The organism is Citrobacter sp. wls714 (assembly GCF_005281025.1).
GTDB classification, from domain to species: Bacteria; Pseudomonadota; Gammaproteobacteria; order Enterobacterales; family Enterobacteriaceae; genus Citrobacter; species Citrobacter werkmanii.
Map to the genome: position 1 here is coordinate 50,878 of NZ_SZWZ01000024.1, position 22,956 is coordinate 73,833.

General features: G+C 53.7%; 18 protein-coding genes and 1 pseudogene. 9 read left to right on the forward strand and 10 right to left on the reverse strand.

Going from position 1 to position 22,956, the window contains the following annotated elements:
- Nucleotides 1-5: 5 nt before the first annotated feature.
- Nucleotides 6-869, forward strand: coding sequence for a YicC/YloC family endoribonuclease (locus FDX11_RS02390; RefSeq protein WP_042311560.1), 864 nt, complete (start codon nucleotides 6-8; stop codon nucleotides 867-869).
- Between the two features lie 257 nt (nucleotides 870-1,126).
- Nucleotides 1,127-1,744: a trimeric intracellular cation channel family protein gene (locus FDX11_RS02395; RefSeq protein ID WP_038635410.1), complete on the forward strand. Its 618-nt coding sequence runs from the start codon at nucleotides 1,127-1,129 to the stop codon at nucleotides 1,742-1,744.
- On the opposite strand, the pseudogene ligB reads toward FDX11_RS02395, so the two are convergent.
- Nucleotides 1,743-3,419: pseudogene (gene ligB / locus FDX11_RS02400) on the reverse strand (NAD-dependent DNA ligase LigB); the annotation flags it as partial. The gene FDX11_RS02395 and the pseudogene ligB sit on opposite strands and share 2 nt — an antisense overlap.
- A 261-nt stretch (nucleotides 3,420-3,680) precedes the next feature.
- Here ligB and gmk point away from each other — a divergent pair.
- The 5 genes from gmk to recG are packed head-to-tail and all read left to right on the forward strand — an operon-like array spanning nucleotide 3,681 to nucleotide 9,545.
- Nucleotides 3,681-4,304: a guanylate kinase gene (gene gmk / locus FDX11_RS02405; RefSeq protein ID WP_042311556.1), complete on the forward strand. Its 624-nt coding sequence runs from the start codon at nucleotides 3,681-3,683 to the stop codon at nucleotides 4,302-4,304.
- A gap of 54 nt (nucleotides 4,305-4,358) precedes the next feature.
- The gene (gene rpoZ / locus FDX11_RS02410; protein ID WP_000135058.1) at nucleotides 4,359-4,634 is read left to right on the forward strand and encodes a DNA-directed RNA polymerase subunit omega; all 276 of its coding nucleotides are present in this window, start codon (nucleotides 4,359-4,361) and stop codon (nucleotides 4,632-4,634) included.
- 18 nt (nucleotides 4,635-4,652) lie between these two features.
- Entirely contained in the window at nucleotides 4,653-6,764 is a 2,112-nt protein-coding gene (gene spoT, locus FDX11_RS02415) for a bifunctional GTP diphosphokinase/guanosine-3',5'-bis pyrophosphate 3'-pyrophosphohydrolase (protein WP_137397420.1), read from the forward strand.
- Between the two features lie 4 nt (nucleotides 6,765-6,768).
- Nucleotides 6,769-7,458 carry a tRNA (guanosine(18)-2'-O)-methyltransferase TrmH gene (gene trmH, locus FDX11_RS02420; RefSeq protein WP_042311553.1) on the forward strand — a complete coding sequence of 230 codons (690 nt, stop codon included), beginning with the start codon at nucleotides 6,769-6,771 and terminating at the stop codon, nucleotides 7,456-7,458.
- Nucleotides 7,459-7,463: 5 nt separating this feature from the next.
- Nucleotides 7,464-9,545 (forward strand): ATP-dependent DNA helicase RecG, encoded by a 2,082-nt coding sequence (recG, locus tag FDX11_RS02425; protein ID WP_079225807.1) that lies wholly within the window; start codon nucleotides 7,464-7,466, stop codon nucleotides 9,543-9,545.
- Nucleotides 9,546-9,584: 39 nt separating this feature from the next.
- On the opposite strand, the gene gltS is transcribed toward recG, so the two are convergent.
- Nucleotides 9,585-10,790, reverse strand: a complete 1,206-nt coding sequence (gene gltS, locus FDX11_RS02430) for a sodium/glutamate symporter (RefSeq protein ID WP_042311549.1) — start codon at nucleotides 10,788-10,790, stop codon at nucleotides 9,585-9,587.
- Nucleotides 10,791-11,015: 225 nt separating this feature from the next.
- On the opposite strand from gltS, the gene xanP reads away from it, so the two are divergent.
- Nucleotides 11,016-12,407 (forward strand): xanthine/proton symporter XanP, encoded by a 1,392-nt coding sequence (xanP, locus tag FDX11_RS02435; RefSeq protein WP_038635433.1) that lies wholly within the window; start codon nucleotides 11,016-11,018, stop codon nucleotides 12,405-12,407.
- Nucleotides 12,408-12,528: 121 nt separating this feature from the next.
- Nucleotides 12,529-14,238: an AsmA family protein gene (locus FDX11_RS02440; RefSeq protein WP_137397421.1), complete on the forward strand. Its 1,710-nt coding sequence runs from the start codon at nucleotides 12,529-12,531 to the stop codon at nucleotides 14,236-14,238.
- 38 nt (nucleotides 14,239-14,276) lie between these two features.
- On the opposite strand, the gene FDX11_RS02445 is transcribed toward FDX11_RS02440, so the two are convergent.
- From FDX11_RS02445 to yicI, 8 genes are all read right to left on the reverse strand, one after another.
- The gene (locus tag FDX11_RS02445; protein WP_137397422.1) at nucleotides 14,277-14,954 is read right to left on the reverse strand and encodes a D-lyxose/D-mannose family sugar isomerase; all 678 of its coding nucleotides are present in this window, start codon (nucleotides 14,952-14,954) and stop codon (nucleotides 14,277-14,279) included.
- Between the two features lie 49 nt (nucleotides 14,955-15,003).
- Complete coding sequence (locus FDX11_RS02450) at nucleotides 15,004-15,864, reverse strand: ketose-bisphosphate aldolase (protein ID WP_006687642.1); 861 nt, start codon at nucleotides 15,862-15,864, stop codon at nucleotides 15,004-15,006.
- Between the two features lie 80 nt (nucleotides 15,865-15,944).
- Nucleotides 15,945-16,796: a class II fructose-bisphosphate aldolase gene (locus FDX11_RS02455; protein ID WP_137397423.1), complete on the reverse strand. Its 852-nt coding sequence runs from the start codon at nucleotides 16,794-16,796 to the stop codon at nucleotides 15,945-15,947.
- An 11-nt stretch (nucleotides 16,797-16,807) separates the two neighbouring features.
- Complete coding sequence (locus tag FDX11_RS02460; RefSeq protein ID WP_042311543.1) at nucleotides 16,808-17,899, reverse strand: PTS fructose transporter subunit IIC; 1,092 nt, start codon at nucleotides 17,897-17,899, stop codon at nucleotides 16,808-16,810.
- A 26-nt stretch (nucleotides 17,900-17,925) separates the two neighbouring features.
- Nucleotides 17,926-18,246 carry a PTS fructose transporter subunit IIB gene (locus FDX11_RS02465; RefSeq protein WP_042311542.1) on the reverse strand — a complete coding sequence of 107 codons (321 nt, stop codon included), beginning with the start codon at nucleotides 18,244-18,246 and terminating at the stop codon, nucleotides 17,926-17,928.
- 19 nt (nucleotides 18,247-18,265) lie between these two features.
- Nucleotides 18,266-18,736 carry a PTS sugar transporter subunit IIA gene (locus FDX11_RS02470; RefSeq protein WP_003024008.1) on the reverse strand — a complete coding sequence of 157 codons (471 nt, stop codon included), beginning with the start codon at nucleotides 18,734-18,736 and terminating at the stop codon, nucleotides 18,266-18,268.
- A gap of 26 nt (nucleotides 18,737-18,762) precedes the next feature.
- Nucleotides 18,763-20,316, reverse strand: a complete 1,554-nt coding sequence (locus FDX11_RS02475) for a transcription antiterminator (RefSeq protein ID WP_061380890.1) — start codon at nucleotides 20,314-20,316, stop codon at nucleotides 18,763-18,765.
- 321 nt (nucleotides 20,317-20,637) lie between these two features.
- Nucleotides 20,638-22,956, reverse strand: a complete 2,319-nt coding sequence (gene yicI / locus FDX11_RS02480) for an alpha-xylosidase (RefSeq protein ID WP_137397424.1) — start codon at nucleotides 22,954-22,956, stop codon at nucleotides 20,638-20,640.

Genomic DNA, 22,956 nt, shown 5'->3' on the forward strand with positions numbered 1-22,956 from the left:
CGTCTATGATCCGCAGCATGACCGCCTACGCCCGGCGTGAAATCAAGGGTGAATGGGGTAGCGCAACCTGGGAAATGCGCTCGGTAAACCAGCGTTATCTGGAAACTTATTTTCGCCTGCCGGAACAGTTCCGTAGTCTCGAACCCGTGGTTCGCGAACGCATTCGCTCGCGTCTGACGCGCGGTAAAATCGAATGTACACTGCGTTTTGAGCCGGATGCCAGCGCGCAAGGCGAGCTGATCCTGAATGAAAAGCTCGCTAAACAGCTCGTGAGTGCTGCTAACTGGGTCAAAATGCAGAGTGATGAAGGTGAAATTAATCCGGTTGATATCCTGCGTTGGCCAGGGGTAATGGCAGCGCAGGAGCAAGACCTGGATGCCATCGCCGCCGAAATCCTCGCCGCGCTTGACGGTACGCTGGATGACTTTATCGTTGCGCGTGAAACCGAAGGTCAGGCGCTGAAAGCGTTGATCGAGCAGCGTCTGGAAGGCGTCAGCGCTGAAGTGACGAAGGTACGTGCGCACATGCCGGAAATTCTGCAATGGCAGCGCGAGCGTCTGGTAGCCAAACTGGAAGACGCACAGGTGCAACTGGAAAATAACCGTCTTGAGCAAGAGCTGGTGCTGATGGCACAGCGTATCGATGTGGCTGAAGAACTGGATCGCCTGGAAGCTCACGTCAAAGAAACCTACAACATTCTGAAGAAAAAAGAGGCGGTTGGCCGTCGTCTGGACTTCATGATGCAGGAATTCAACCGTGAGTCGAACACCCTGGCATCCAAGTCTATCAATGCTGAGGTGACTAACTCCGCAATTGAACTGAAAGTTTTGATCGAGCAAATGCGCGAGCAGATTCAGAACATCGAGTAAGCCATTACTCAACGTAGCCCGCCAGTAAACGGCGGGACTACGTATTTTTCCCGGCGTTTCGCTTCCGCTCCTTTACTTCGAATTACATTTTCTCATCGTTTATTATCATCCACCACATTTTAAACAGCATGCCATAACGCATTTCTGACATATTCACATTAGCTGTAGTTATTAAAATCGTTTCACCTTAGAAAATCTCAATCGTGACAATGCGCACAAATCGATAACCTTAGCCCCCAGCACATCAGGGGGAATACATGCTGTTACACGTTTTATATTTAATTGGTATTACTGCCGAAGCCATGACAGGCGCGCTTGCGGCGGGGCGTCGCCGTATGGATACATTTGGCGTTATTATTATTGCCACTGCGACCGCCATCGGCGGTGGTTCGGTACGCGACATTCTTCTCGGCCACTATCCGCTTGGCTGGGTAAAGCATCCTGAATACGTCATTATCGTGGCGGCCGCTGCGGTACTCACCACCATTATTGCTCCTGTCATGCCCTACCTGCGTAAAATATTCCTTGTACTGGATGCGCTGGGCCTGGTGGTCTTTTCTATTATTGGCGCACAGGTGGCACTGGATATGGGCCACGGGCCGATTATCGCCGTGGTCGCTGCGGTCACTACCGGCGTCTTCGGTGGCGTGTTACGCGACATGTTCTGCAAACGCATTCCATTAGTGTTCCAGAAAGAACTGTATGCTGGAGTTTCTTTTGCCGCTGCCGTGCTTTACATCGTGCTGCAACATTACGTCTCCAGCCACGATGTGGTGGTTATCTCTACCCTACTCTTCGGCTTTACCGCCCGGTTACTGGCGCTGCGCCTGAAGTTGGGCCTGCCAGTATTTTATTATCGGCATGAAGGCCATTAGGCATAAAGCCCGTAATACGCTGAGCAGCCAGCCAGTTGCTCAGCGCTATGACCTCCCTGGTCTCCAGCCACTGAATGATCTGTCGTGCCCGGCGTTCCCCCATTAAAGGGAGCTGCCGCCAGCTTTGCTCATCACGGTCCTGCAATTGTTGCCACGAAGCATCCCGACTGGCATTCAGGGTTGCCTGTGTTAACGGTATTCCCATGGCAATAACCCAACGTGTGAATGGAAGATGGCGCGACAGGTTGAACTGATGCCACATCTTCTCCCCTTTGCTTACGCCTAATGTGGACTGGAGCTGCTCCTGAGTTAATCCGAGCCAGGAAAAGATATGTTCAAAGTGATACGCCTGATGAAGGTCACGCCATCCTGCTTCACCAATACCTTCTAATTCCAGCACTTCTTTCGCGCCCAGCCAAACCAGTCTGGCAATAAACTGCTCATAACACGCCGGCGTGGCATAAAAGCAGGTCATTGAATTGAAGCGCCCCTCAGGCGGCGCTGGCTTAGTGCGTTGAGTGCTGCGCCAGACCACTTCGTCGATACGAGGGATCCCCTGTCCGGCAAGGCTTATCAGGATCCGATCTCCAGGCGCGATATCCCATTCATTCCAGCGACGTACAGAGCCAATATTCACGCGTTGCACGCGCTTATCATCCAGCATGACGGGTGCCAGCAGCGCGACTACGGCAATTTTCCCACTTTTACCGACTGAAAACTGAATATCTGTGACCTCGGATACCTGAGCCACGGGCGGATATTTCCACGCCGCCAGCCAGTCTCCCTGCCCGGGTAACCAGTATCGCGCTTGCGGTTCTTTCCCCGATCGCACCACGACGCCATCCGTCACAAAAGGGAGTGCCGAAGTCCACCATCGGGCACGGGCATGCTCGACATCGTCCGCATTTTTCACGGGCTGGGTATAGCGTTGCGTGAAACTGAACCCGGCAGAAGTGAGTTGTTCCAGCCTTTCCGACATGACCGCCGGACCATCAGGCCAGGCCCAGATAAAAATAGCCAATGAGCGTAACAATTCCGGGTTGCTCTGGCGCATCATCATTCCAGCGACCTTTGAACGTGCGTTCATTCCCCCGCTCTGTTGCTGGATATGCCCTTCCTGCTGTAAAAAAATCTCGCCCTGCAACGTACTGTTCGCCAGCAGACCTTTGGTTGTGTGTGGTACGGAAGGGATCTGAAGAATCTTTTGCGTCCAGTCTTCACCTTTCAGGCCATTACCTCGGCTAATCGCTCTTACCAGATTGCCATTGCGATAGACCAGCGTTAGCGCCACGCCGTCGACCTTTGGTTGTACCCAGAGATCGCTGCGCACACGCATCCATTGCTGTAACGCTTGCTTATCTGCCAGCTTACGGACCCCCGTGTGAGGCACTGGATGCGGGACTGTGCCACTTATTGGAGGCGCAGACAGATCTGGTGGAGCATCATCGCCAAAACAGCGCTGCCATTGGATGAGTTGCGCACTGAGCTGGTCATAAACGCCGTCATCAACGGCGCTGACACCCTGTTTCCAGTAACTGTCATTCCACCGTGTTATCTGCTGCTGTAATCGTGAAATTTCCTCGCCTGCCCGGGCTGGAGACCAGACCGGGCATACCGCCCAGACCGGCAAATTCCAGACCAGTAAAACTATGCCAAGGCATTTCCATCGCCCCATATTGCCTCCGTTAACCAATGTGCTTCCCGGCAGGTATAGCGCGGAGTGCAACCGAAACAGAGCGACAAAAATTCATCCTGCGAGCAGCCTTCCTGACATTTTGACGTATTGCTGCAAATTGCCGGTAAAACGGGAAACGGGTACGCAAAACGCAATAAACATGCGCAAAAAGTGTGACAAAGGCTACGTCACATAGCGGCTACGTGTATAATAAGCCCGTATGTAGGCTCTCTTTCGACAATCACATACATTAAGATACTCATGGCTCAAGGCACGCTTTATATTGTTTCTGCCCCCAGTGGCGCGGGTAAATCCAGCCTGATTCAGGCTTTATTAAAGACCCAACCGTTGTATGACACCCAGGTTTCTGTTTCGCACACCACGCGCGCACCGCGCCCGGGGGAAGTGCACGGTGAACACTATTTCTTTGTGAACCATGACGAATTCAGAGCCATGATTGGCAGAGACGCGTTCCTGGAACACGCAGAGGTTTTCGGTAATTACTACGGCACCTCGCGTGAGACCATTGAGCAAGTATTAGCATCCGGCGTAGACGTCTTTTTAGATATCGATTGGCAAGGTGCGCAGCAAATTCGTCAAAAAATGCCGCATGCGCGCAGTATTTTTATTTTGCCGCCATCTAAGATTGAGCTGGACCGCCGTCTTCGTGGTCGAGGTCAGGATAGCGAAGACGTGATCGCAAAACGTATGGCGCAAGCTGTTGCAGAAATGAGCCATTACGCCGAATATGATTATCTTATTGTGAACGATGATTTCGATACCGCCCTGGGCGATTTGAAAACCATCATTCGCGCCGAACGTCTGCGCATGAGCCGCCAAAAGCAGCGTCATGACGCTTTAATCAGCAAACTGTTGGCAGACTGAACCCACATTCAGTATCATGCCCAGTCATTTCTTCACCTGTGGAGCATTTTAAGTATGGCACGCGTAACTGTTCAGGACGCTGTAGAGAAAATTGGTAACCGTTTTGACCTGGTACTGGTCGCCGCGCGTCGCGCTCGTCAGATGCAGGTAGGCGGAAAGGATCCGCTCGTACCGGAAGAAAACGATAAAACTACCGTTATCGCGCTGCGCGAAATCGAAGAGGGTCTGATCAACAACCAGATCCTCGACGTGCGTGAGCGCCAGGAACAGCAAGAGCAGGAAGCCGCTGAATTACAAGCCGTTACCGCTATTGCTGAAGGTCGTCGTTAATCACAAAGCGGGTCGCCCTTGTATCTGTTTGAAAGCCTGAATCAGCTGATTCAAAACTACCTGCCGGAAGACCAGATTAAGCGTCTTCGGCAGGCGTATCTCGTTGCACGTGACGCTCACGAGGGCCAGACACGTTCAAGCGGTGAACCTTATATCACGCACCCCGTAGCGGTAGCCTGCATTCTGGCCGAGATGAAACTCGACTACGAAACGCTGATGGCTGCGCTGCTACATGACGTGATTGAAGATACCCCAGCCACCTACCAGGACATGGAACAGCTTTTTGGTAAAAGCGTTGCAGAGCTGGTAGAAGGGGTATCTAAGCTTGATAAGCTTAAGTTTCGCGATAAGAAAGAGGCGCAAGCTGAAAACTTTCGCAAGATGATTATGGCGATGGTGCAGGATATCCGCGTCATTCTCATCAAACTTGCCGACCGTACCCACAATATGCGCACGCTGGGCTCATTACGCCCCGATAAGCGCCGCCGCATCGCCCGTGAAACCCTCGAAATCTACAGTCCGCTGGCACATCGTTTAGGTATTCATCACATTAAAACCGAGCTGGAAGAACTGGGTTTTGAAGCGCTGTACCCGAACCGCTATCGCGTGATTAAAGAAGTGGTAAAAGCCGCCCGCGGCAACCGCAAAGAGATGATTCAAAAAATCCTCTCGGAGATCGAGGGGCGTTTGCAGGAAGCAGGCATTCCGTGTCGCGTAAGCGGTCGCGAGAAACACCTGTACTCGATCTACTGCAAAATGGTACTCAAAGAGCAGCGTTTTCACTCGATCATGGACATTTACGCTTTCCGCGTCATCGTTCATGACTCCGATACCTGCTATCGCGTACTCGGTCAGATGCACAGCCTGTACAAACCGCGTCCAGGCCGCGTGAAAGACTATATCGCCATTCCCAAAGCGAACGGATACCAGTCTTTGCATACCTCAATGATCGGCCCGCACGGCGTGCCTGTTGAAGTACAAATTCGTACCGAAGACATGGACCAGATGGCGGAGATGGGGGTCGCGGCACACTGGGCGTACAAAGAGCATGGCGAAACCAGCACCACGGCACAAATCCGCGCCCAACGCTGGATGCAAAGCCTGCTGGAACTGCAGCAAAGCGCCGGTAGCTCGTTTGAATTTATTGAAAGCGTTAAATCTGATCTCTTCCCGGATGAGATTTATGTTTTCACACCGGAAGGGCGCATTGTCGAGTTGCCTGCCGGTGCGACGCCTGTCGACTTCGCCTACGCCGTACATACCGATATCGGTCATGCCTGCGTTGGCGCACGTGTCGACAGACAGCCTTATCCACTTTCCCAACCGCTGTTTAGCGGTCAGACCGTTGAAATCATTACTACACCAGGCGCCCGGCCGAATGCGGCATGGCTCAACTTCGTCGTCAGCTCGAAAGCGCGAGCAAAAATTCGCCAACTGCTGAAAAACCTTAAGCGTGATGATTCCGTCAGTCTGGGGCGTCGACTGCTTAACCATGCCCTGGGTGGTAGCCGTAAACTGGCTGAAATCCCGCAGGAAAGTATCCAGCGTGAGCTTGAGCGTATGAAGCTCGCCACGCTTGACGATCTGTTAGCGGAAATCGGTCTGGGCAACGCCATGAGCGTGGTGGTTGCGAAAAACCTTCAGCAGGGCGAAGCATCGGCGAACGTTCCTGCGCAATCTGGTCATGGTCATCTGCCGATCAAAGGCGCAGACGGCGTACTGATCACCTTTGCCAAATGCTGTCGTCCAATTCCTGGCGATCCGATCATTGCCCACGTCAGTCCGGGTAAAGGTCTGGTGATTCACCATGAGTCCTGCCGTAACATTCGTGGCTACCAGAAAGAGCCAGAGAAATTTATGGCGGTGGAATGGGATAAAGAGACAGAGCAGGAGTTCATCACCGAAATTAAGGTGGATATGTTTAACCACCAGGGTGCTCTGGCGAACCTGACGGCGGCAATCAACACGACGACCTCCAATATTCAAAGTCTGAATACTGAAGAGAAAGACGGTCGTGTTTATAGCGCCTTTATTCGCCTGACCGCTCGCGATCGCGTGCATCTGGCGAATATTATGCGCAAAATCCGCGTTATGCCGGATGTGATTAAAGTCACCCGCAACCGAAACTAGAGATATGAACTCAAAACGCTATGAGCGCATTTGCGAAATGCTTGCCAGGCGTCAGCCCGATCTGACCGTCTGCATGGAGCAGGTCCATAAACCTCATAACGTTTCTGCGATCATTCGTACCGCAGACGCTGTCGGCGTACATGAAGTCCACGCCGTCTGGCCGGGTAGTCGTATGCGTACCATGGCCTCTTCTGCCGCGGGCAGTAACAGTTGGGTGCAGGTTAAGACCCACCCCACCATTAGCGATGCGGTCACGCAGTTAAAAAGCCAGGGCATGCAGGTTCTGGCGACCCACCTCTCTGATAAAGCCGTCGATTTCCGCGAGATTGATTACACGCGACCGACTTGCATCCTGATGGGCCAGGAAAAAACCGGTATCACTCAGGAAGCACTCGCTCTGGCGGACCAGGACATCATCATTCCGATGATTGGCATGGTGCAATCGCTAAACGTTTCGGTTGCCTCTGCGCTGATTCTGTACGAAGCACAGCGCCAGCGACAAAATGCTGGCATGTACCGACGCGAAAACAGCATGTTGCCGGAAGATGAGCAGCAGCGCTTGCTGTTTGAAGGCGGTTATCCGGTGCTGGCGAATGTCGCTAAGCGCAAAGGACTTCCCTACCCTCACGTAAACACGCAGGGCGAAATTGAAGCCGATGCAACGTGGTGGGCCACTATGCAGTCTGCGAAATAAACGCGATGAAAGGCCGTTTACTGGATGCCATCCCGCTCAACTCTCTGACGGGCGTTGGCGCAGCACAAAGCAGTAAACTGGCGAAAATTGGCTTGCACACCGTGCAGGACCTCCTGCTCCACCTCCCTCTGCGCTACGAAGACCGTACTCATCTGTACCCCATTGGTGAACTGCTGCCGGGCGTCTATGCCACCGTTGAAGGCGAAGTGCTGAACTGCAATATCACTTTCGGTGGCCGCCGGATGATGACCTGCCAGATAAGCGATGGCTCCGGCATTCTCACTATGCGCTTCTTCAACTTCAGCGCAGCAATGAAAAACAGCCTCGCCACCGGGCGTCGGGTACTGGCCTATGGCGAGGCTAAACGTGGCAAGTACGGCGCAGAAATGATCCATCCGGAATACCGCGTACAGGGCGATCTCAACACGCCGGAACTGCAGGAAACGCTCACGCCGGTGTATCCGACCACGGAAGGCGTTAAGCAGGCAACGCTGCGCAAACTGACCGATCAGGCGCTGGATCTACTCGATACCTGCGCCATTGCCGAGCTTTTACCTCCTGAGTTATTGCAAGGCATGATGAGCCTGCCGGAAGCGTTGCGCACATTGCACCGCCCGCCGCCGACGTTACAGCTTAGCGATCTTGAAACCGGGCAACATCCGGCACAGCGGCGCCTGATTCTGGAAGAACTCCTGGCGCACAATCTCAGCATGCTGGCGCTTCGCGCCGGAGCGCAACGTTTTCACGCCCAACCGCTGAGTCCTGACAATCGGCTGAAAGATCAACTGCTGGCGGCGCTCCCCTTTAAGCCAACCGGCGCACAGGCTCGGGTCACTGCCGAAATTGAACGCGATATGGCGCTGGATGTCCCAATGATGCGCCTGGTGCAGGGCGATGTCGGTTCCGGTAAAACGCTGGTGGCAGCACTTGCCGCCCTGCGTGCGATTGCGCATGGTAAGCAGGTGGCGCTGATGGCCCCCACTGAATTGCTGGCTGAACAGCACGCAAATAATTTCCGCAACTGGTTCGAACCTTTGGGCGTTGAAGTGGGTTGGCTGGCGGGTAAGCAAAAAGGTAAAGCACGCCAGGCACAGCAGGAAGCCATCGCCAGCGGTCAGGTACAGATGATTGTCGGCACGCACGCAATTTTCCAGGAACAAGTTCAGTTCAACGGGCTGGCGCTGGTGATTATCGACGAACAGCACCGTTTTGGCGTGCATCAGCGTCTGGCGCTGTGGGAGAAAGGCCAGCTGCAGGGTTTCCACCCACACCAGCTCATTATGACCGCCACCCCGATCCCGCGTACGCTGGCCATGACCGCCTATGCCGATCTCGACACGTCTGTCATTGACGAACTGCCGCCAGGGCGTACGCCGGTCACCACGGTGGCTATCCCCGACACCCGCCGTAGCGACATCATTGACCGTGTGCGCAACGCCTGTACCCACGAAGGGCGTCAGGCGTACTGGGTTTGTACGTTAATCGAGGAGTCTGATTTATTAGAAGCTCAGGCGGCAGAAGCCACGTGGGAAGAACTTAAGCTTGCCTTACCAGAGTTGAATATTGGTCTGGTGCATGGGCGCATGAAGCCCGCCGAGAAGCAGTCGGTGATGGCCGCCTTTAAGCAGGGTGAATTACATCTGCTGGTCGCCACCACGGTGATTGAAGTGGGTGTGGACGTGCCAAACGCCAGCCTGATGATCATTGAAAACCCGGAGCGATTAGGCCTGGCGCAGCTGCACCAGTTGCGTGGCCGCGTAGGCCGCGGCGCCGTGGCTTCCCACTGCGTCCTGCTCTACAAATCGCCGCTGTCAAAAACGGCGCAGAAACGCCTGCAGGTTCTGCGGGACAGCAATGACGGGTTCGTGATTGCACAAAAAGATTTAGAGATCCGCGGACCCGGCGAGCTGTTAGGTACGCGCCAGACCGGAACGGCAGAATTCAAAGTAGCGGATTTATTGCGCGATCAGGCTATTATTCCGGAAGTTCAGCGTATAGCCCGCCATATTCACGAACGTTATCCGCAACAGGCTGCCGCGCTGATAGAGCGCTGGATGCCGGAAACCGAACGTTACTCCAACGCATAATCGACTTATCGCGGCGGATGTTACTCCGCCGCACAGCCGTTATTGCGCAAAAATCGGCAGCAGCAGATACAGTTTAATCACTAACGCGTTGACGATATCGATAAAGAACGCCCCCACCATCGGCACCACCAGGAACGCCATATGGGATGGCCCAAAGCGTTCGGTAATTGCCTGCATGTTAGCAATCGCCGTTGGCGTTGCGCCAAGCCCAAAACCGCAGTGGCCGGCTGCCAGTACAGCGGCATCGTAGTTTTTGCCCATCATGCGCCAGGTAACAAATACCGCGTACAACGCCATAAAAATCGTCTGCACGACCAGTATCGCCAGCATCGGCAACGCCAGAGATGCCAGCTCCCACAGTTTCAGGCTCATCAGCGCCATCGCCAGGAACAGCGACAGGCTCACGTTGCCCAGCACTGAAACCGCCCGTTCAAACACTCGATAAAAGCCCATGAGCGCCAGGCCATTACTGAGGATCACACCAACAAACAGCACGCAGACGAAAGTCGGCAGTTCGAGCACCGTTCCGACCAGCATTTGCGCAACGATTTTACCCACCGTCAGACAGATAGCGATCAGCGCGATAGTTTCAATCAGCACCAGCGAAGTGATTATGCGTCCCACATCCGGCTTTTCAAACGCGGTCGGCACAGCCTGATCGTCCGGCATACCGTCAGGCGTGGTGGAGTGTTTAACCAGATAGCGTGCCACCGGGCCACCAATCAGTCCCCCCAACACCAGACCAAACGTTGCGCAAGCCATTGCGACTTCAGTCGCATTGGCAAAACCGTAGCGCTCAATAAACAACTTACTCCACGCAGCCCCGGTTCCGTGTCCGCCAGAAAGCGTTATCGAACCTGCAATCAGGCCCATCAACGGATCCAGGCCCAGCAGGCTCGCCATACCGATACCGATGGCGTTCTGCATCAACAGCAGTCCCACAACGACAATCAGAAAAATACCCACCACGCGGCCACCGGCGCGCAGGCTGGCGATATTGGCGTTCAGGCCGATAGTAGCGAAGAACGCCAGCATCAGCGGATCGCGCAGGGTCATATCGAAGTTTACTTCCCAGCCCATGCTTTTTTTCAGCACCAGCAACGCAATCGCCACCAGCAATCCACCGGCTACAGGTTCGGGAATGGTGTATTTTTTCAGGAAGGAGACAGACTGGACGAGCTTACGTCCCAGCAGCAATACAAGGGTTGCCGCAACCAGAGTAGATAACGTATCGAGATAAAACATTTACAGCTCCATTAGTGCGTTTAGCACAATCACGCACGATGCATTCCAGACCGATTTTTAGCTCTTATTGAGTTTTCGGGGTGGATTTTAAGCAGAAAATGATGAAAAGTTATATAAAAAAGTTTGTTTATCCGTTTTAAATATTAAGAATAACTGCTGGCAAACGTTTGCTTTTCCGCCCTGGTCAGATAAAATCACCGCTTTTCCACCATGGGATTGCCTCTGATGTCCGTTAACGCCGTAGAGTCAACAAATGCGCAACCGGTTGCGCAGACTCACAACAGTGAACTGATTTACCGTCTTGAAGATCGCCCCCCGTTAGCCCAGACCCTGTTTGCCGCCTGTCAGCACCTGCTGGCCATGTTCGTTGCGGTGATCACCCCGGCGCTGTTAATTTGCCAGGCGCTCGGTTTACCGGCTCAGGATACTCAACACATTATCAGTATGTCGCTGTTCGCTTCCGGCGTAGCTTCTATCATTCAGATCAAAGCCTGGGGGCCGGTTGGTTCCGGACTGTTATCTATTCAGGGCACCAGCTTTAATTTTGTTGCGCCGCTGATTATGGGTGGCACGGCGCTAAAAACCGGTGGCGCAGATGTCCCAACCATGATGGCGGCCCTGTTCGGTACGCTGATGTTGGCGAGCTGTACTGAAATGGTAATCTCGCGTGTACTGCATCTGGCGCGGCGGATTATTACCCCGCTGGTCTCAGGCGTGGTGGTGATGATTATCGGCCTGTCGCTGATTCAGGTGGGTCTGACGTCGATTGGCGGTGGTTATGCCGCAATGAGTGATAACACCTTTGGCGCACCGAAGAATTTACTGCTGGCTGGCGTCGTGCTGGCGCTGATCATCCTGCTTAACCGCCAACGCAACCCGTACCTGCGCGTTGCGTCCCTGGTGATTGCGATGGCGGCAGGCTACCTGCTGGCCTGGTTTATGGACATGCTGCCGCAAAATACCGCACCGGTAAGCCAGGACCTGATCATGGTGCCAACGCCGTTGTACTACGGCCTCGGCATCGACTGGAGCTTACTGCTGCCGCTGATGCTGGTCTTTATGATTACGTCGTTGGAAACCATTGGTGATATTACGGCCACCTCCGATGTTTCCGAACAGCCCGTTTCTGGTCCGCTGTACATGAAACGCCTGAAAGGTGGCGTGCTGGCGAACGGTCTGAACTCGTTTGTTTCCGCTGTGTTCAATACCTTCCCGAACTCTTGTTTTGGACAGAACAATGGGGTCATTCAGTTAACAGGCGTAGCCAGTCGTTACGTCGGTTTTGTGGTGGCGCTGATGCTGATCGCACTGGGCCTGTTCCCGGCAGTCAGCGGTTTTGTACAGCATATTCCTGAACCGGTACTGGGCGGCGCAACCCTGGTAATGTTCGGTACTATCGCCGCATCTGGTGTGCGTATTGTGTCTCGCGAGCCGCTGAACCGCCGCGCGATTCTGATTATCGCCCTGTCGCTGGCCGTCGGCCTGGGTGTCTCCCAGCAGCCGCTGATTCTGCAATTTGCCCCGGATTGGGTGAAAAATCTACTCTCTTCCGGCATTGCCGCAGGCGGTATCACCGCTATCGTTCTGAATCTGGTGTTCCCACCAGAGAAGCAATAAGCAAAATGCGGCGTTGGTTCTGAATCAACGCCGCTGTAACGCTCTTTCACCATTCCCGCCTTGAGCATTGCCTCTAAATCGTGCATAACTTGACTATGTGCACTTCGCGGGATGGAAGACCATGAAATTTATTGGAAAGCTGCTTCTTTACGTGCTGATCGCCTGTGCAGTGGCGATTCTCGGCCTTTATTTTCTACTGCAAACCCGTTGGGGCGCAGAGCACGTCAGCGCCTGGGTCTCAGAGAACAGCAGCTATCATCTGGCATTTGATGCTATCGATCACCGGTTTTCTTCCCCTTCCCATATTCTGCTGGAAAACGTCACCTTTGGTCGCGATGGTCAGCCCGCAACCCTGGTCGCTAAAACGGTCGATATTGGGCTGAGCAGTCGCCAAATCACCGACCCGCGGCACGTAGACACTATCCTCTTGCAAAACGGCACGCTGAATCTTTCCCAGCAAACCGCACCGCTGCCGTTCCAGGCCGATCGCCTGCAGTTACAGGATATGGCGCTCAACAGCCCCGGCAGCGAGTGGAACCTGAGCGCCCAGCGCGTGAACGGCGGCGTGATCCCCTGGAGCCCTGAGGCAGGTAAAATTCTCGGGAGCAAAGTACAAATTCAGCTCAGCGCCAGCTCATTGACGCTGAACGATGTCCCAACCACCAACGTATTGATTGAAGGTAGCATTGACCATGGTCGGGTGATGCTAAGTAATATTGGCGCAGACGTCGCGCGGGGCGCATTAACCAGCGTGGCGCAGCGCAATACCGACGGTAGCTGGGTGGTAGAGAATCTGCACCTGAACGATATCCGGCTGCAAAGTGATAAATCGCTGGCCGACTTTTTTGCGCCGCTAACCACTATTCCATCCTTGCAAATTGGTCGTCTGGAAGTGACGGATGCCCGTCTGCAAGGTCCTGACTGGGCGGTCACGGACCTTGATCTGAGTTTGCGCAACATGACGTTTAGCAAAGATGACTGGCAAACACAGGAAGGAAAACTGTCGATGAACGCCAGCGAGTTTATCTACGGTTCACTGCATTTCTTCGATCCGATTCTGAACGCCGAGTTCTCGCCGCAGGGCATTGCGCTGCGCCAGTTCACCACCCGCTGGGAAGGGGGAATGCTCAGAACATCCGGAAACTGGATGCGTAACAACAAAGCGCTGGTTCTCGACGATGCCGCAATTGCCGGTCTGGAATATACGCTACCGGAAAACTGGAAACAGCTATGGATGAAGCCTCTGCCAGTCTGGCTAAACAGCCTGACGCTGAAGAAATTCAGCGCCAGCCGTAATCTGGTGATCGACATCGACCCGGCCTTCCCGTGGCAACTCACCGCACTGGACGGTTACGGCGCTAACCTCGGACTGGTACAGAATAATCAGTGGGGGATCTGGAGCGGTAACGCCACGCTCAACGCTGCAGCTGCCACCTTTAATCGCACCGACGTGCGCCGTCCTTCGCTGGCGCTAACGGCGAACAACAGTACTATCAATATCAGCGAACTAAGCGCCTATACAGAAAAAGGGCTGCTGGAGGCCACCGCCAGCATTTCGCAACTGCCTCAGCGTCAGGCACAGGTCAGCCTGAACGGGCGCGGCGTGCCAATGACTATCCTGCAACAGTGGGGCTGGCCCGCACTGCCGCTTTCCGGTGACGGTAACATTCAGCTCACCGCCAGCGGCAACATTCAGGCCGATACGTCGCTCAAGCCCACAGTCAACGGCCAGTTACATGCGGTGAATGCAGAGAAACAGCAGGTCACGCAGACCATGCAGGCGGGTGTGGTATCAGGTAGTAACGTTATCGCCCCACCCGTTGCGCAGTGATTATTGTCCGGTGGCGCTTCGCTTACCGGGCCTACCGCTCATAAACGCATATATTCACTGCATAATAACCATTTCACCGGCTCGTCTTCTTCTATCGTCGGGAAACGACCGCCCGGTTCAAGGAAGTGATTGTCATGCTGGTCGTCATTGACCATCGAGATTTCCCAGCCCAGCACAAAAGCTTTCTCAGCCCAGAAACGATGATACAACCGCGGCGGCAGACACACGCCCTGCCCCGGTTTTAGCACCAACGTATCACCGGATTTAACGGTACGCCGCTGGCCATCGACGCTAATCTCAACAATGCGCCGGGTATCATATTCGTCATCGGGCGTGGACCACGCCAGCTGCATACACAAATCACCGCCGCCGCGGTTAACGATATCTTCCATCTTATGGCGATGAAAATGCCACGGTGTTTGTTGATCCTGCTGAATTTGCAGCATCTTTTCGGCATACGGTTTGGGGTAACCCGCTGAACCCATCAGACCATTGCGCAACGTCAGTAACGTCAGCCCCGTTTGCGCAAAATCTCCGCGCCCAAAGTCAGTAATGTCCCAGCCCAGCTGAAGATCGCGCACTTCACGCCACAGAGTTTGATCCTGTTGCCGCCAGACGTCGGCCGTAAAATACGCAAAATCTGGCAGACAGACCCGAAAAGTCTCGGCGATGGCATGCGCTTTATCGATGACATAATTAATGTGTGAACGCTTCATTGCACTTTTCCTTGTTGCGAAAGAGGCGGGTCTCCCCGCCTGCATGCCGTTAGTAAAGTGACGCTTTGCCAGTTGAGCCAAACAGTTTCATTTTGTGGCGAATCACGTCCCGCGCAGCGCTGATGGCTTCCGGGTAGATGACGTTCGGGTCCCACCAGGTCTCTTTTGCCAGGATTTCGCGGACTTTCTGGAAATAGGCGTATTTCATATCGCTGGAAATGTTGATTTTGCCCACGCCGAGCGTGACGGATTCAGCGATTTCCGCATCCGGGTTCGCTGAACCGCCATGCAGCACCAGTGGAATGTCCACCCGCCCGGCGATGTCGCGCAGGATGTTCATTTGCAGCTCTGGCTGCATCCCTTTCGGGTAGATGCCGTGCGCGGTGCCAATCGCCACTGCCAGCGTATCGGCCCCGGTACGGGCGATAAAATCCTGCGCCTGAGCGGGATCGGTGTAAGTAACCTTCGACACACCGCCTTCCACGGACGTTCCGGTCTGGCCAATCGTTCCCAGCTCGCCTTCAACCGAAACGCCCACCGCATGCGCCAGCTTGACCACTTCACGGGTTAACGCCACGTTTTCTTCATACGGCAGCAGCGAGCCATCAATCATCACCGAGGTAAATCCACATTGAATCGCCCGCAGAACATGCTCTACCGAAGCGCCGTGATCCAAATGCAAAGTGAACGGGACCGGGCTACGCAGGGTGATATCTCGCACATAGCTAAAGAACGCATCGCCGAGGAAATCATGTTCGCTGGGGTGAATGGAGATAATCGCCGGGGTGTTGGTCGCTTCTGCTTCTTCCACCACCGCACGTACAAAGCAGCTATCCGCCACGTTGAATGCGCCGATGGCAAAACCGTGCTGACGGGTCGGTTGCAGTAATTCTTTCATCGAAACTAACATGTTAATTCTCCAGTTTCAGGGTGTAGAAAGCCCTGCCAGTGCGTCATCGCAGAGGCATAAAAGGCGTTACAGAAAATGAATCAGGCCTGGTCGATAGCGCCGCTGGCCTGTAGATACGGAATAATGGCTTCCTCGCAGGCCTGCTCCATCAGAGCCAGGGCATCAACAAGTTCGCAGGATGTGTCGCGGCATAGGGTATGCAATAGCGCGGCCTTTCCGGCTTCGAAAACCGCCGCGCCAACGTTAATCTTGGCAACGCCGAACGTCGGGCAGCGCTGTAGCTGGTCAAACGGCGTCCCGCTACCGCCATGCAGCGCCAGCGGCACCGTTGATAAACGGGCGATTTCCTCCAGCCGTTGGAAATCAATGGCTGGCGTTACGCCCGGCGCGTACATACCGTGCGCCGTACCGACCGACACCGCCAGTAAATCAATCCCGGTCTGTTGGATAAATGGCTCCACATCAGCGGCCTGAGTCATCAAATCAGCGTTAGCGGCATGGTCATAACGCGGGGCGTCAGCCAGGTGGCCCAACTCGCCTTCCACGCACAGAGAAACGCTGGCTGCGAGCTCGACCACCGCCCGGGTCTGGCGAATGTTTTCTTCCAGGGCAAAGGCGGAGGCGTCGATCATTAACCCACTGAATCCGGCGCGAAAAGCCTGGCGGATGCGTACAGGATCCTTTCCATGATCTAACGCCAGCGCGATCGGTACCGAAGCTTCCTCTGCCAGCGTTTTAACCACCGCCGCCGCTATCGGTGCCGGAAAATGGTCCAGGTGCCCCTGATACAGATTCAGAATGATGGGCGCACGGTGTTTCTCTGCTACCCGCACCGCCGCACGGGCGCTTTCCAGGTTCATACAGTTGATAGCCAACAGCGCATACTGCCCGCGCCAGGCTTTCGTCACCATGCTTTTCATATCGGCAAACATACGACCTCCGGTTATTCCAGGGTGAAGGTGATCTCTTCGTCTTTCAGCTTTTGATCGCTGAGCTCATCAAACTCTTCGTCACGCTCGGTTACCGGTTTCTTCCACAGCGAGAGCATAACGCCGCAAATCACTGTCCCGATCCCCAGCGCCAGGCAAAACAGCAGTGGATGCGTAAAGAGTGGAACCACAAACATGCCGCCGTGCGGTACCGGGCTTTCGACACCCCATACCATAATCAGGCCACCCGCTATCGCCGAGGCCACCACACAGGAGCCCACTACGCGCAGCAGATCACGCGCCGCAATCGGAATAACGCCTTCGGTTATCATGCAGATCCCCATCGGGAATGCCGCTTTCAGCGCCTCACGTTCCGCACGGGTATACTTGTGGCGCGTGAGCAGGAAGGAGAGCGTAATACCGAACGGAGGGATTATCGAACCGACAAACTTCACCGCTTCGGGGCCATACACGCCGCTGACCAACATGCCGTCAGCGAACAGCGACATGGTTTTATTCACCGGCCCCCCGAAGTCGAACGTCGCCATTGCGCCGAGAATGGCGCCCATCAGGAAGCGTGACCCGCCTTGCATGGACTCCAGCAGATGAATTAGCGCGTCCTGCAGCCAGGCTATCGGCTTGCCAATCAGCGTCATCATCAGCAACCCGCCGATGACGGTGCTCAATACGGGCAGCACCATGATGGGCATCAGACCCTGCATCGACTGCGGTAAACGGATATAGCGTTTAAGCAGCAGGACGGTATAGCCAACCAGAAAGCCGCCCAGCATCCCACCAATAAAACCGGTATGAATTTCGCCGCAGACAAAGCCGACAATCAGACCCGGCGCGAATCCGGGGCGATCGGCAATGGAGTACGCAATCGCCGCGCTAATCAGCGGCACGATTAACCCCATCCCCCAGCCGCCAATCTGGTTGAGCATCCAGGGTATAGTTCCTGTTTTTTCGCCTACGTTAGTGCCACCAAGTATTTGCCCGAGAGCAATACAGATCCCGGCGGCTACAATTAACGGGATCATCCACGAAATCCCCGTTAATAAATGTTTTTTTATTTCCTGAGATAGCGGAATTTTATTTTCACTCATGTGAAATCCCTCCAGAATGAGGATCGCTACTGGTTAGTATTAACTAATGATTTTTCGACCTTTTCAAGAAACTGAATGGGCGATTTTATGACGATTTCGGTTTTTACTCGCACAATACGTTTATTTGAGAATCGTTCCTCCCCTTTTATTTTGACATCGACGGCAAGAATCACGACATCCGCGGCAGAAATATCATCTGCCAGCAGTTCGTTTTCCGTTCCGATGGTGCCCTGGGTTTCAACTTTTATATTATGCCCAAGCGCTTTAGCGCCTTTAATTAATTTTTCGCGGGCAATATAGGTGTGCGCAATACCCGCCGTACAGGCGGCAACACAAACAATATTCATAACATGCTCCACATTTTATTTAGCAGACATTGGATTCAGCATATTGACTAAACAGCTCAATAATTTTTTGTGGACTACTTTCAACTAAGAGTTGTTCAATAATGTCATCATCCGCTAGCGCGCCGGCAACCTGCGAGAGCAGACGAATATGGGTCGTGTTTTGATCTTCAAGACGTACGGCAAACAGAATGATGCAGCGCACATTGCTGCCGTCCAGGGTTTCCCAGGGAATATCCTGGCGGGTACGACCAATTGCCAGGGTGGTATTAACTACCGCCGAGGATTTCCCGTGGGGGATCGCAATATGATTTTCGAATCCGGTCGAGCCTTCGGACTCGCGCTGCCAGACATCCTGGATAAATGTTTCCCGGCAGCTAATTGCCCCATCCTTTTGCAGAATATCAGTAAGTTCCTCAATAGCCTCCGTTTTGTTCGTAGCCTTCATATCCAAAATAACGCGATTTGTATTGAGAATTTTCGTGATGTCCATCAATCATACCTCATGGAGTTCAGACATTAATTTTCAACGACCAGCGACGTCGCCCGATGTAATTTTTCCGTAATAACCGTTTCCGTTACCCGCTTAATATCCGCATCATTGAAAAAGGCGGTGACATACACGACCGGCATAGCAATGGCGGGCAAATTAATGGTCGATACCACCAGCTCAATATCGTCCGTCAGTACGGAGGGCAAACTGCCAGCTGACACCACGCCGACAATCGTCCAGTCCGGAAAGGCGCGCAGAATGCGGCTTTTAAGTAAATGCGAGGTGCCAATCCCGGTTGAGCAGACTAACAACACCCGCTTACGCGCTATCTGGCGCTCCATTGCGGCCTGAAAATGGACGGTTAAGTATCCCACTTCATCTTCCGAAACGGCCCGCTCTCCCCAACCGCTAAATACCCTATTCACTGCACATTGGGTCAGACGCCAGACGTCCTGCAACTCGCCTTTAATATCCTCCAGCAGCGGATTACGAATGCGGATCTGGTAGTTCAGGCGGTTAATCAGCGGCTTAATATGGATTAGCAATCCGTCATACAGCGCAGTATCCTGGCTGAGATCGCTGTCGACCATCTCGGCGAAGATGGCAATCAGTCGATGGGTAATCAAGCGCGCTTCGTCGCTGGAGTGCATATGACCAATTACGCTCACATCATTATGTTCTTCAATCACCACGCCGGACGAGATAATGTATTGATAGATAAACCAGACTTCGTCTTCCGGCAGTGGGTGAGCGATGCGTTTTTCGATATGCTGAATCATACGACTGGCAATAGAAAAAATATTCTCGTCGCATGAGGTGATGTTTTCATCTTTTCTCGGCAGCGCATTTCCGCGCGTGATGCGGTACATCATGATCAAAATATGGGTGAAGATATTGACGTAATAAGGCTCCCCCAATGACCAACACAGGTCGTTCTCCATTTCCTGCAGCAGCGTCTGGACAAATAAAACGTCTTCCTCGCCGAAGTAATGCACTAACGCTTTATAGCTGCCGGGATCAAGACGCGAATACACCATGCTGCCGGGTTCATTATGGTTAATCACACCGTTAATCAGCGATGCCATCGCCTGGCGCACGCTGCTCTCACTACCTTCAATGTGCGTGCCGCTTTGACTGCGGATAAGCGATAACCCCAATGGCGTTATCCAGGATTCAATCACTTTCAGATCGTTAACAATCGATGCGCTACTAATAAAATAACGCTCAGATAATTTACTGATCGACGTTTCATGCGGCGTTTCGCTTAATAATTGCGATGCTATTTTGACGCGCCGCGAATTATTCATCATGCCGTCAGTATCATCACCCTCGCTCCCTAATAACTGATCCAGATACAACAGATCAGTAATATTATCGGCGCTTAATATTACGCCTGCGCCAGTACGTTTATCGATGGCTATTTTCCATTCCGCTAACCATGGTTCCAGCAATCGCAGATCGCGCTGGACTGTTTTCTCTGAAACCGATAAATATTCGGCAATTTTCAGCAGCGTGACATATTCCTTCCGAGACAGGAGGAATTTTAATAATCTGTTTTGTCGCGAGGTAATCATTTGCATTATTTACCCTTATCACACACCAGATTAAATATCTAAAGAAGCGTTTATGCTCCACGTGTAATCCGTGATGATAAATATAAGAGGACTACGATGCGCCAACAATACTAAATCGTGTCCTGTATTCCGGACAGAAATAAGACAAAACGGGGAAATAGTGAGATATTTACGGCGCAGATCACATTTTTTACGGGAATTAGAGTGATAGCGCTCGCAAATATGGGTAGGTAATTTTTTAAGTCAGAATATTTTTGATTTTCAGATCTGGAACGCTGCTCGCATCGTGGGCCGGATAAAATGCATCCGGCACCACGTCGGCTACATTTACAGGGTAATCGTCAGCCCGTCACCTTCAGGGGTCACCACTACGCCCCACTCGTTGCTGGCATGTGAACCGCCCTTCACGCTGCTAACTTGCGGGATATTACGCAGGCACAACGTCCAGTTATGCGCTTCACCGCGACCTTGTACGGTAATGCTGTTACCCGTGCGTATCGCTTTCAGCGTGAAGATAACCGAGCCGTCCATCGATGGTACTTCACAGACCGCTTCCCTACCTTCTTGCAGATGGAACAACTGGAATGCGGTCTCTTCATGCCACGCGTAGTCCGGCTTCTGGTTATTACTGCCCAGCGCCAGTAAGGTATTGTCGCGCACGTACACCGGCAGGCTCAGGAAATCGTGCTGCTGTTTATGCCAACGGCTGCCCCGAATTTCGTCGTTGTGCCACAGATGCGTCCAACGCCCTTCCGGCAGGTAGAACTGCACATCACCGACTTCGGAAAACACTGGCGCCACCATTACCGAGTCACCCAGCATATACTGGCGGTCGAGATAATCGCATGCAGGATCGTCCGGGAACTCCAGCATCATTGCGCGCATCATCGGCGTTCCGAGCTCATTGGCGCGCGCTGCTTCGCGATACAGGTACGGCATCATGCGGCACTTCATTTCGGTGAAGTAGCGCACCACGTCGCAGGACTCTTCGTCGTACGCCCATGGCACACGGTAGGATTTGCTGCCATGCAGACGGCTGTGGCTGGAGAGCAGCCCGAATGCACACCAGCGCTTATAGACGTCCGCAGGGGCGGTGTTTTCGAAGCCGCCGATGTCATGACTCCAGAAGCCAAAGCCGGAGAGACCAATGGACAGGCCGCCGCGCAGGCTTTCGGCCATCGATTCATAGTTGGCGTAGCAGTCGCCACCCCAGTGCACCGGGAACTGTTGTGCGCCCACGGAGGCTGAACGGGCGAACAGCACCGCCTCTTCTTCACCGACGGTCTCTTTCAGCACGTTCCACACCAGCTCATTGTAAATATAGGCGTAGTGGTTGTGCATTTTCTGCGGGTCAGCCTCGTTGAACCAGCGCACGTCGGTCGGAATACGCTCGCCGAAATCAGTTTTGAAGCAGTCCACGCCCATCTCTACCAGGCCTTTCAGCTTATCGGCATACCATTCGCAAGCTTCCGGGTTGGTGAAGTCATAAATCGCCAGCCCCGGCTGCCATTTATCCCACTGCCAGACGGAACCGTCCGGGCGCTTGAGCAGATAACCTTTCTCTTTCAGCTCCTTGAAAACAGGTGATTTCTGGCCGATGTACGGGTTGATCCATACGCAGACCTTCAGGCCTTTTTCTTTCAGGCGGCGGATCATGCCTTCCGGGTCCGGGAAGGTCTGCGGGTCCCACTCAAAGTCGCACCACTGGAAAGCCTTCATCCAGAAGCAGTCGAAGTGGAAAACGTGCAGCGGCAGGTTGCGCTCCGCCATGCCGTCGATAAAGCTGTTTACCGTCGCTTCGTCGTAGTTGGTAGTGAACGAGGTGGTGAGCCACAGGCCAAATGACCAGGCTGGCGGCAGCGCCGGACGACCGGTAAAGCGGGTATAGCGATCCAGCACCGCTTTCGGCGTCGGGCCGTCGATGACGAAATATTCCAGATACTCGCTTTCGACGCTGAACTGCACTTTCGACACTTTCTCAGAACCGATTTCAAACGACACGCACTGCGGATGGTTCACCAGCACGCCGTAGCCACGGTTGGTGATATAGAACGGGATATTCTTGTAAGACTGCTCGGTACTGGTGCCGCCATCGCGGTTCCAGGTCTCTACCGTCTGCCCATTACGTACCAGCGCGGTAAAGCGCTCGCCCAGCCCGTACACCGTTTCACCGACGCCCAGATCCAGGCGCTCGAACATGTAATTGCGTCCGCTGTTGACGTCCTGTACATAGCCGTTGTTTTTCAACTGGCTGCCGGTAATACGTTCACCGTTGCGCAGGAAATCCAGCGACCAGAGCTCGCCTTTGGTGACGCGAACGCTCAAATTACCGCTCTTCAGCTCAGCGAACTCAGCGGTGTTCTGCATCTCAACCTTTACGTCCTGCTGCACGTTCAGCGGGTAATGCGGACCGGTATCCAGCGCACCCTGGAAGTGCTCCATCCGGACACCTACCACGCCTTCCTGCGGCGAGAAAAGGCGCAGCGTGAACAACGGGGTATCGAGTTGCCAGGTCCGTTCACGCACGTCACGCGGCGCAACGTAGACCAGCATCTCATTACCTTGCTGTTCAACCTCGAACACCTGGATTGGATTAATCACATTCAGACCAGGCTGAATCAGCCAGTTTCCGTCGCTAATTTTCAT

Coding starts and splice junctions, on each gene's coding strand:
- FDX11_RS02455 (WP_137397423.1), bottom strand. CDS start 16,796: ATGTTTGCCGATATGAAAAGCATGGTGACGAAAGCCTGGCGCGGGCAG.
- FDX11_RS02465 (WP_042311542.1), bottom strand. CDS start 18,246: ATGAATATTGTTTGTGTTGCCGCCTGTACGGCGGGTATTGCGCACACC.
- rpoZ (WP_000135058.1), top strand. CDS start 4,359: ATGGCACGCGTAACTGTTCAGGACGCTGTAGAGAAAATTGGTAACCGT.
- xanP (WP_038635433.1), top strand. CDS start 11,016: ATGTCCGTTAACGCCGTAGAGTCAACAAATGCGCAACCGGTTGCGCAG.
- FDX11_RS02390 (WP_042311560.1), top strand. CDS start 6: ATGATCCGCAGCATGACCGCCTACGCCCGGCGTGAAATCAAGGGTGAA.
- FDX11_RS02470 (WP_003024008.1), bottom strand. CDS start 18,736: ATGGACATCACGAAAATTCTCAATACAAATCGCGTTATTTTGGATATG.
- gmk (WP_042311556.1), top strand. CDS start 3,681: ATGGCTCAAGGCACGCTTTATATTGTTTCTGCCCCCAGTGGCGCGGGT.
- gltS (WP_042311549.1), bottom strand. CDS start 10,790: ATGTTTTATCTCGATACGTTATCTACTCTGGTTGCGGCAACCCTTGTA.
- FDX11_RS02445 (WP_137397422.1), bottom strand. CDS start 14,954: ATGAAGCGTTCACACATTAATTATGTCATCGATAAAGCGCATGCCATC.
- trmH (WP_042311553.1), top strand. CDS start 6,769: ATGAACTCAAAACGCTATGAGCGCATTTGCGAAATGCTTGCCAGGCGT.
- FDX11_RS02395 (WP_038635410.1), top strand. CDS start 1,127: ATGCTGTTACACGTTTTATATTTAATTGGTATTACTGCCGAAGCCATG.
- FDX11_RS02460 (WP_042311543.1), bottom strand. CDS start 17,899: ATGAGTGAAAATAAAATTCCGCTATCTCAGGAAATAAAAAAACATTTA.
- FDX11_RS02450 (WP_006687642.1), bottom strand. CDS start 15,864: ATGTTAGTTTCGATGAAAGAATTACTGCAACCGACCCGTCAGCACGGT.
- FDX11_RS02475 (WP_061380890.1), bottom strand. CDS start 20,316: ATGCAAATGATTACCTCGCGACAAAACAGATTATTAAAATTCCTCCTG.
- FDX11_RS02440 (WP_137397421.1), top strand. CDS start 12,529: ATGAAATTTATTGGAAAGCTGCTTCTTTACGTGCTGATCGCCTGTGCA.
- yicI (WP_137397424.1), bottom strand. CDS start 22,956: ATGAAAATTAGCGACGGAAACTGGCTGATTCAGCCTGGTCTGAATGTG.
- recG (WP_079225807.1), top strand. CDS start 7,464: ATGAAAGGCCGTTTACTGGATGCCATCCCGCTCAACTCTCTGACGGGC.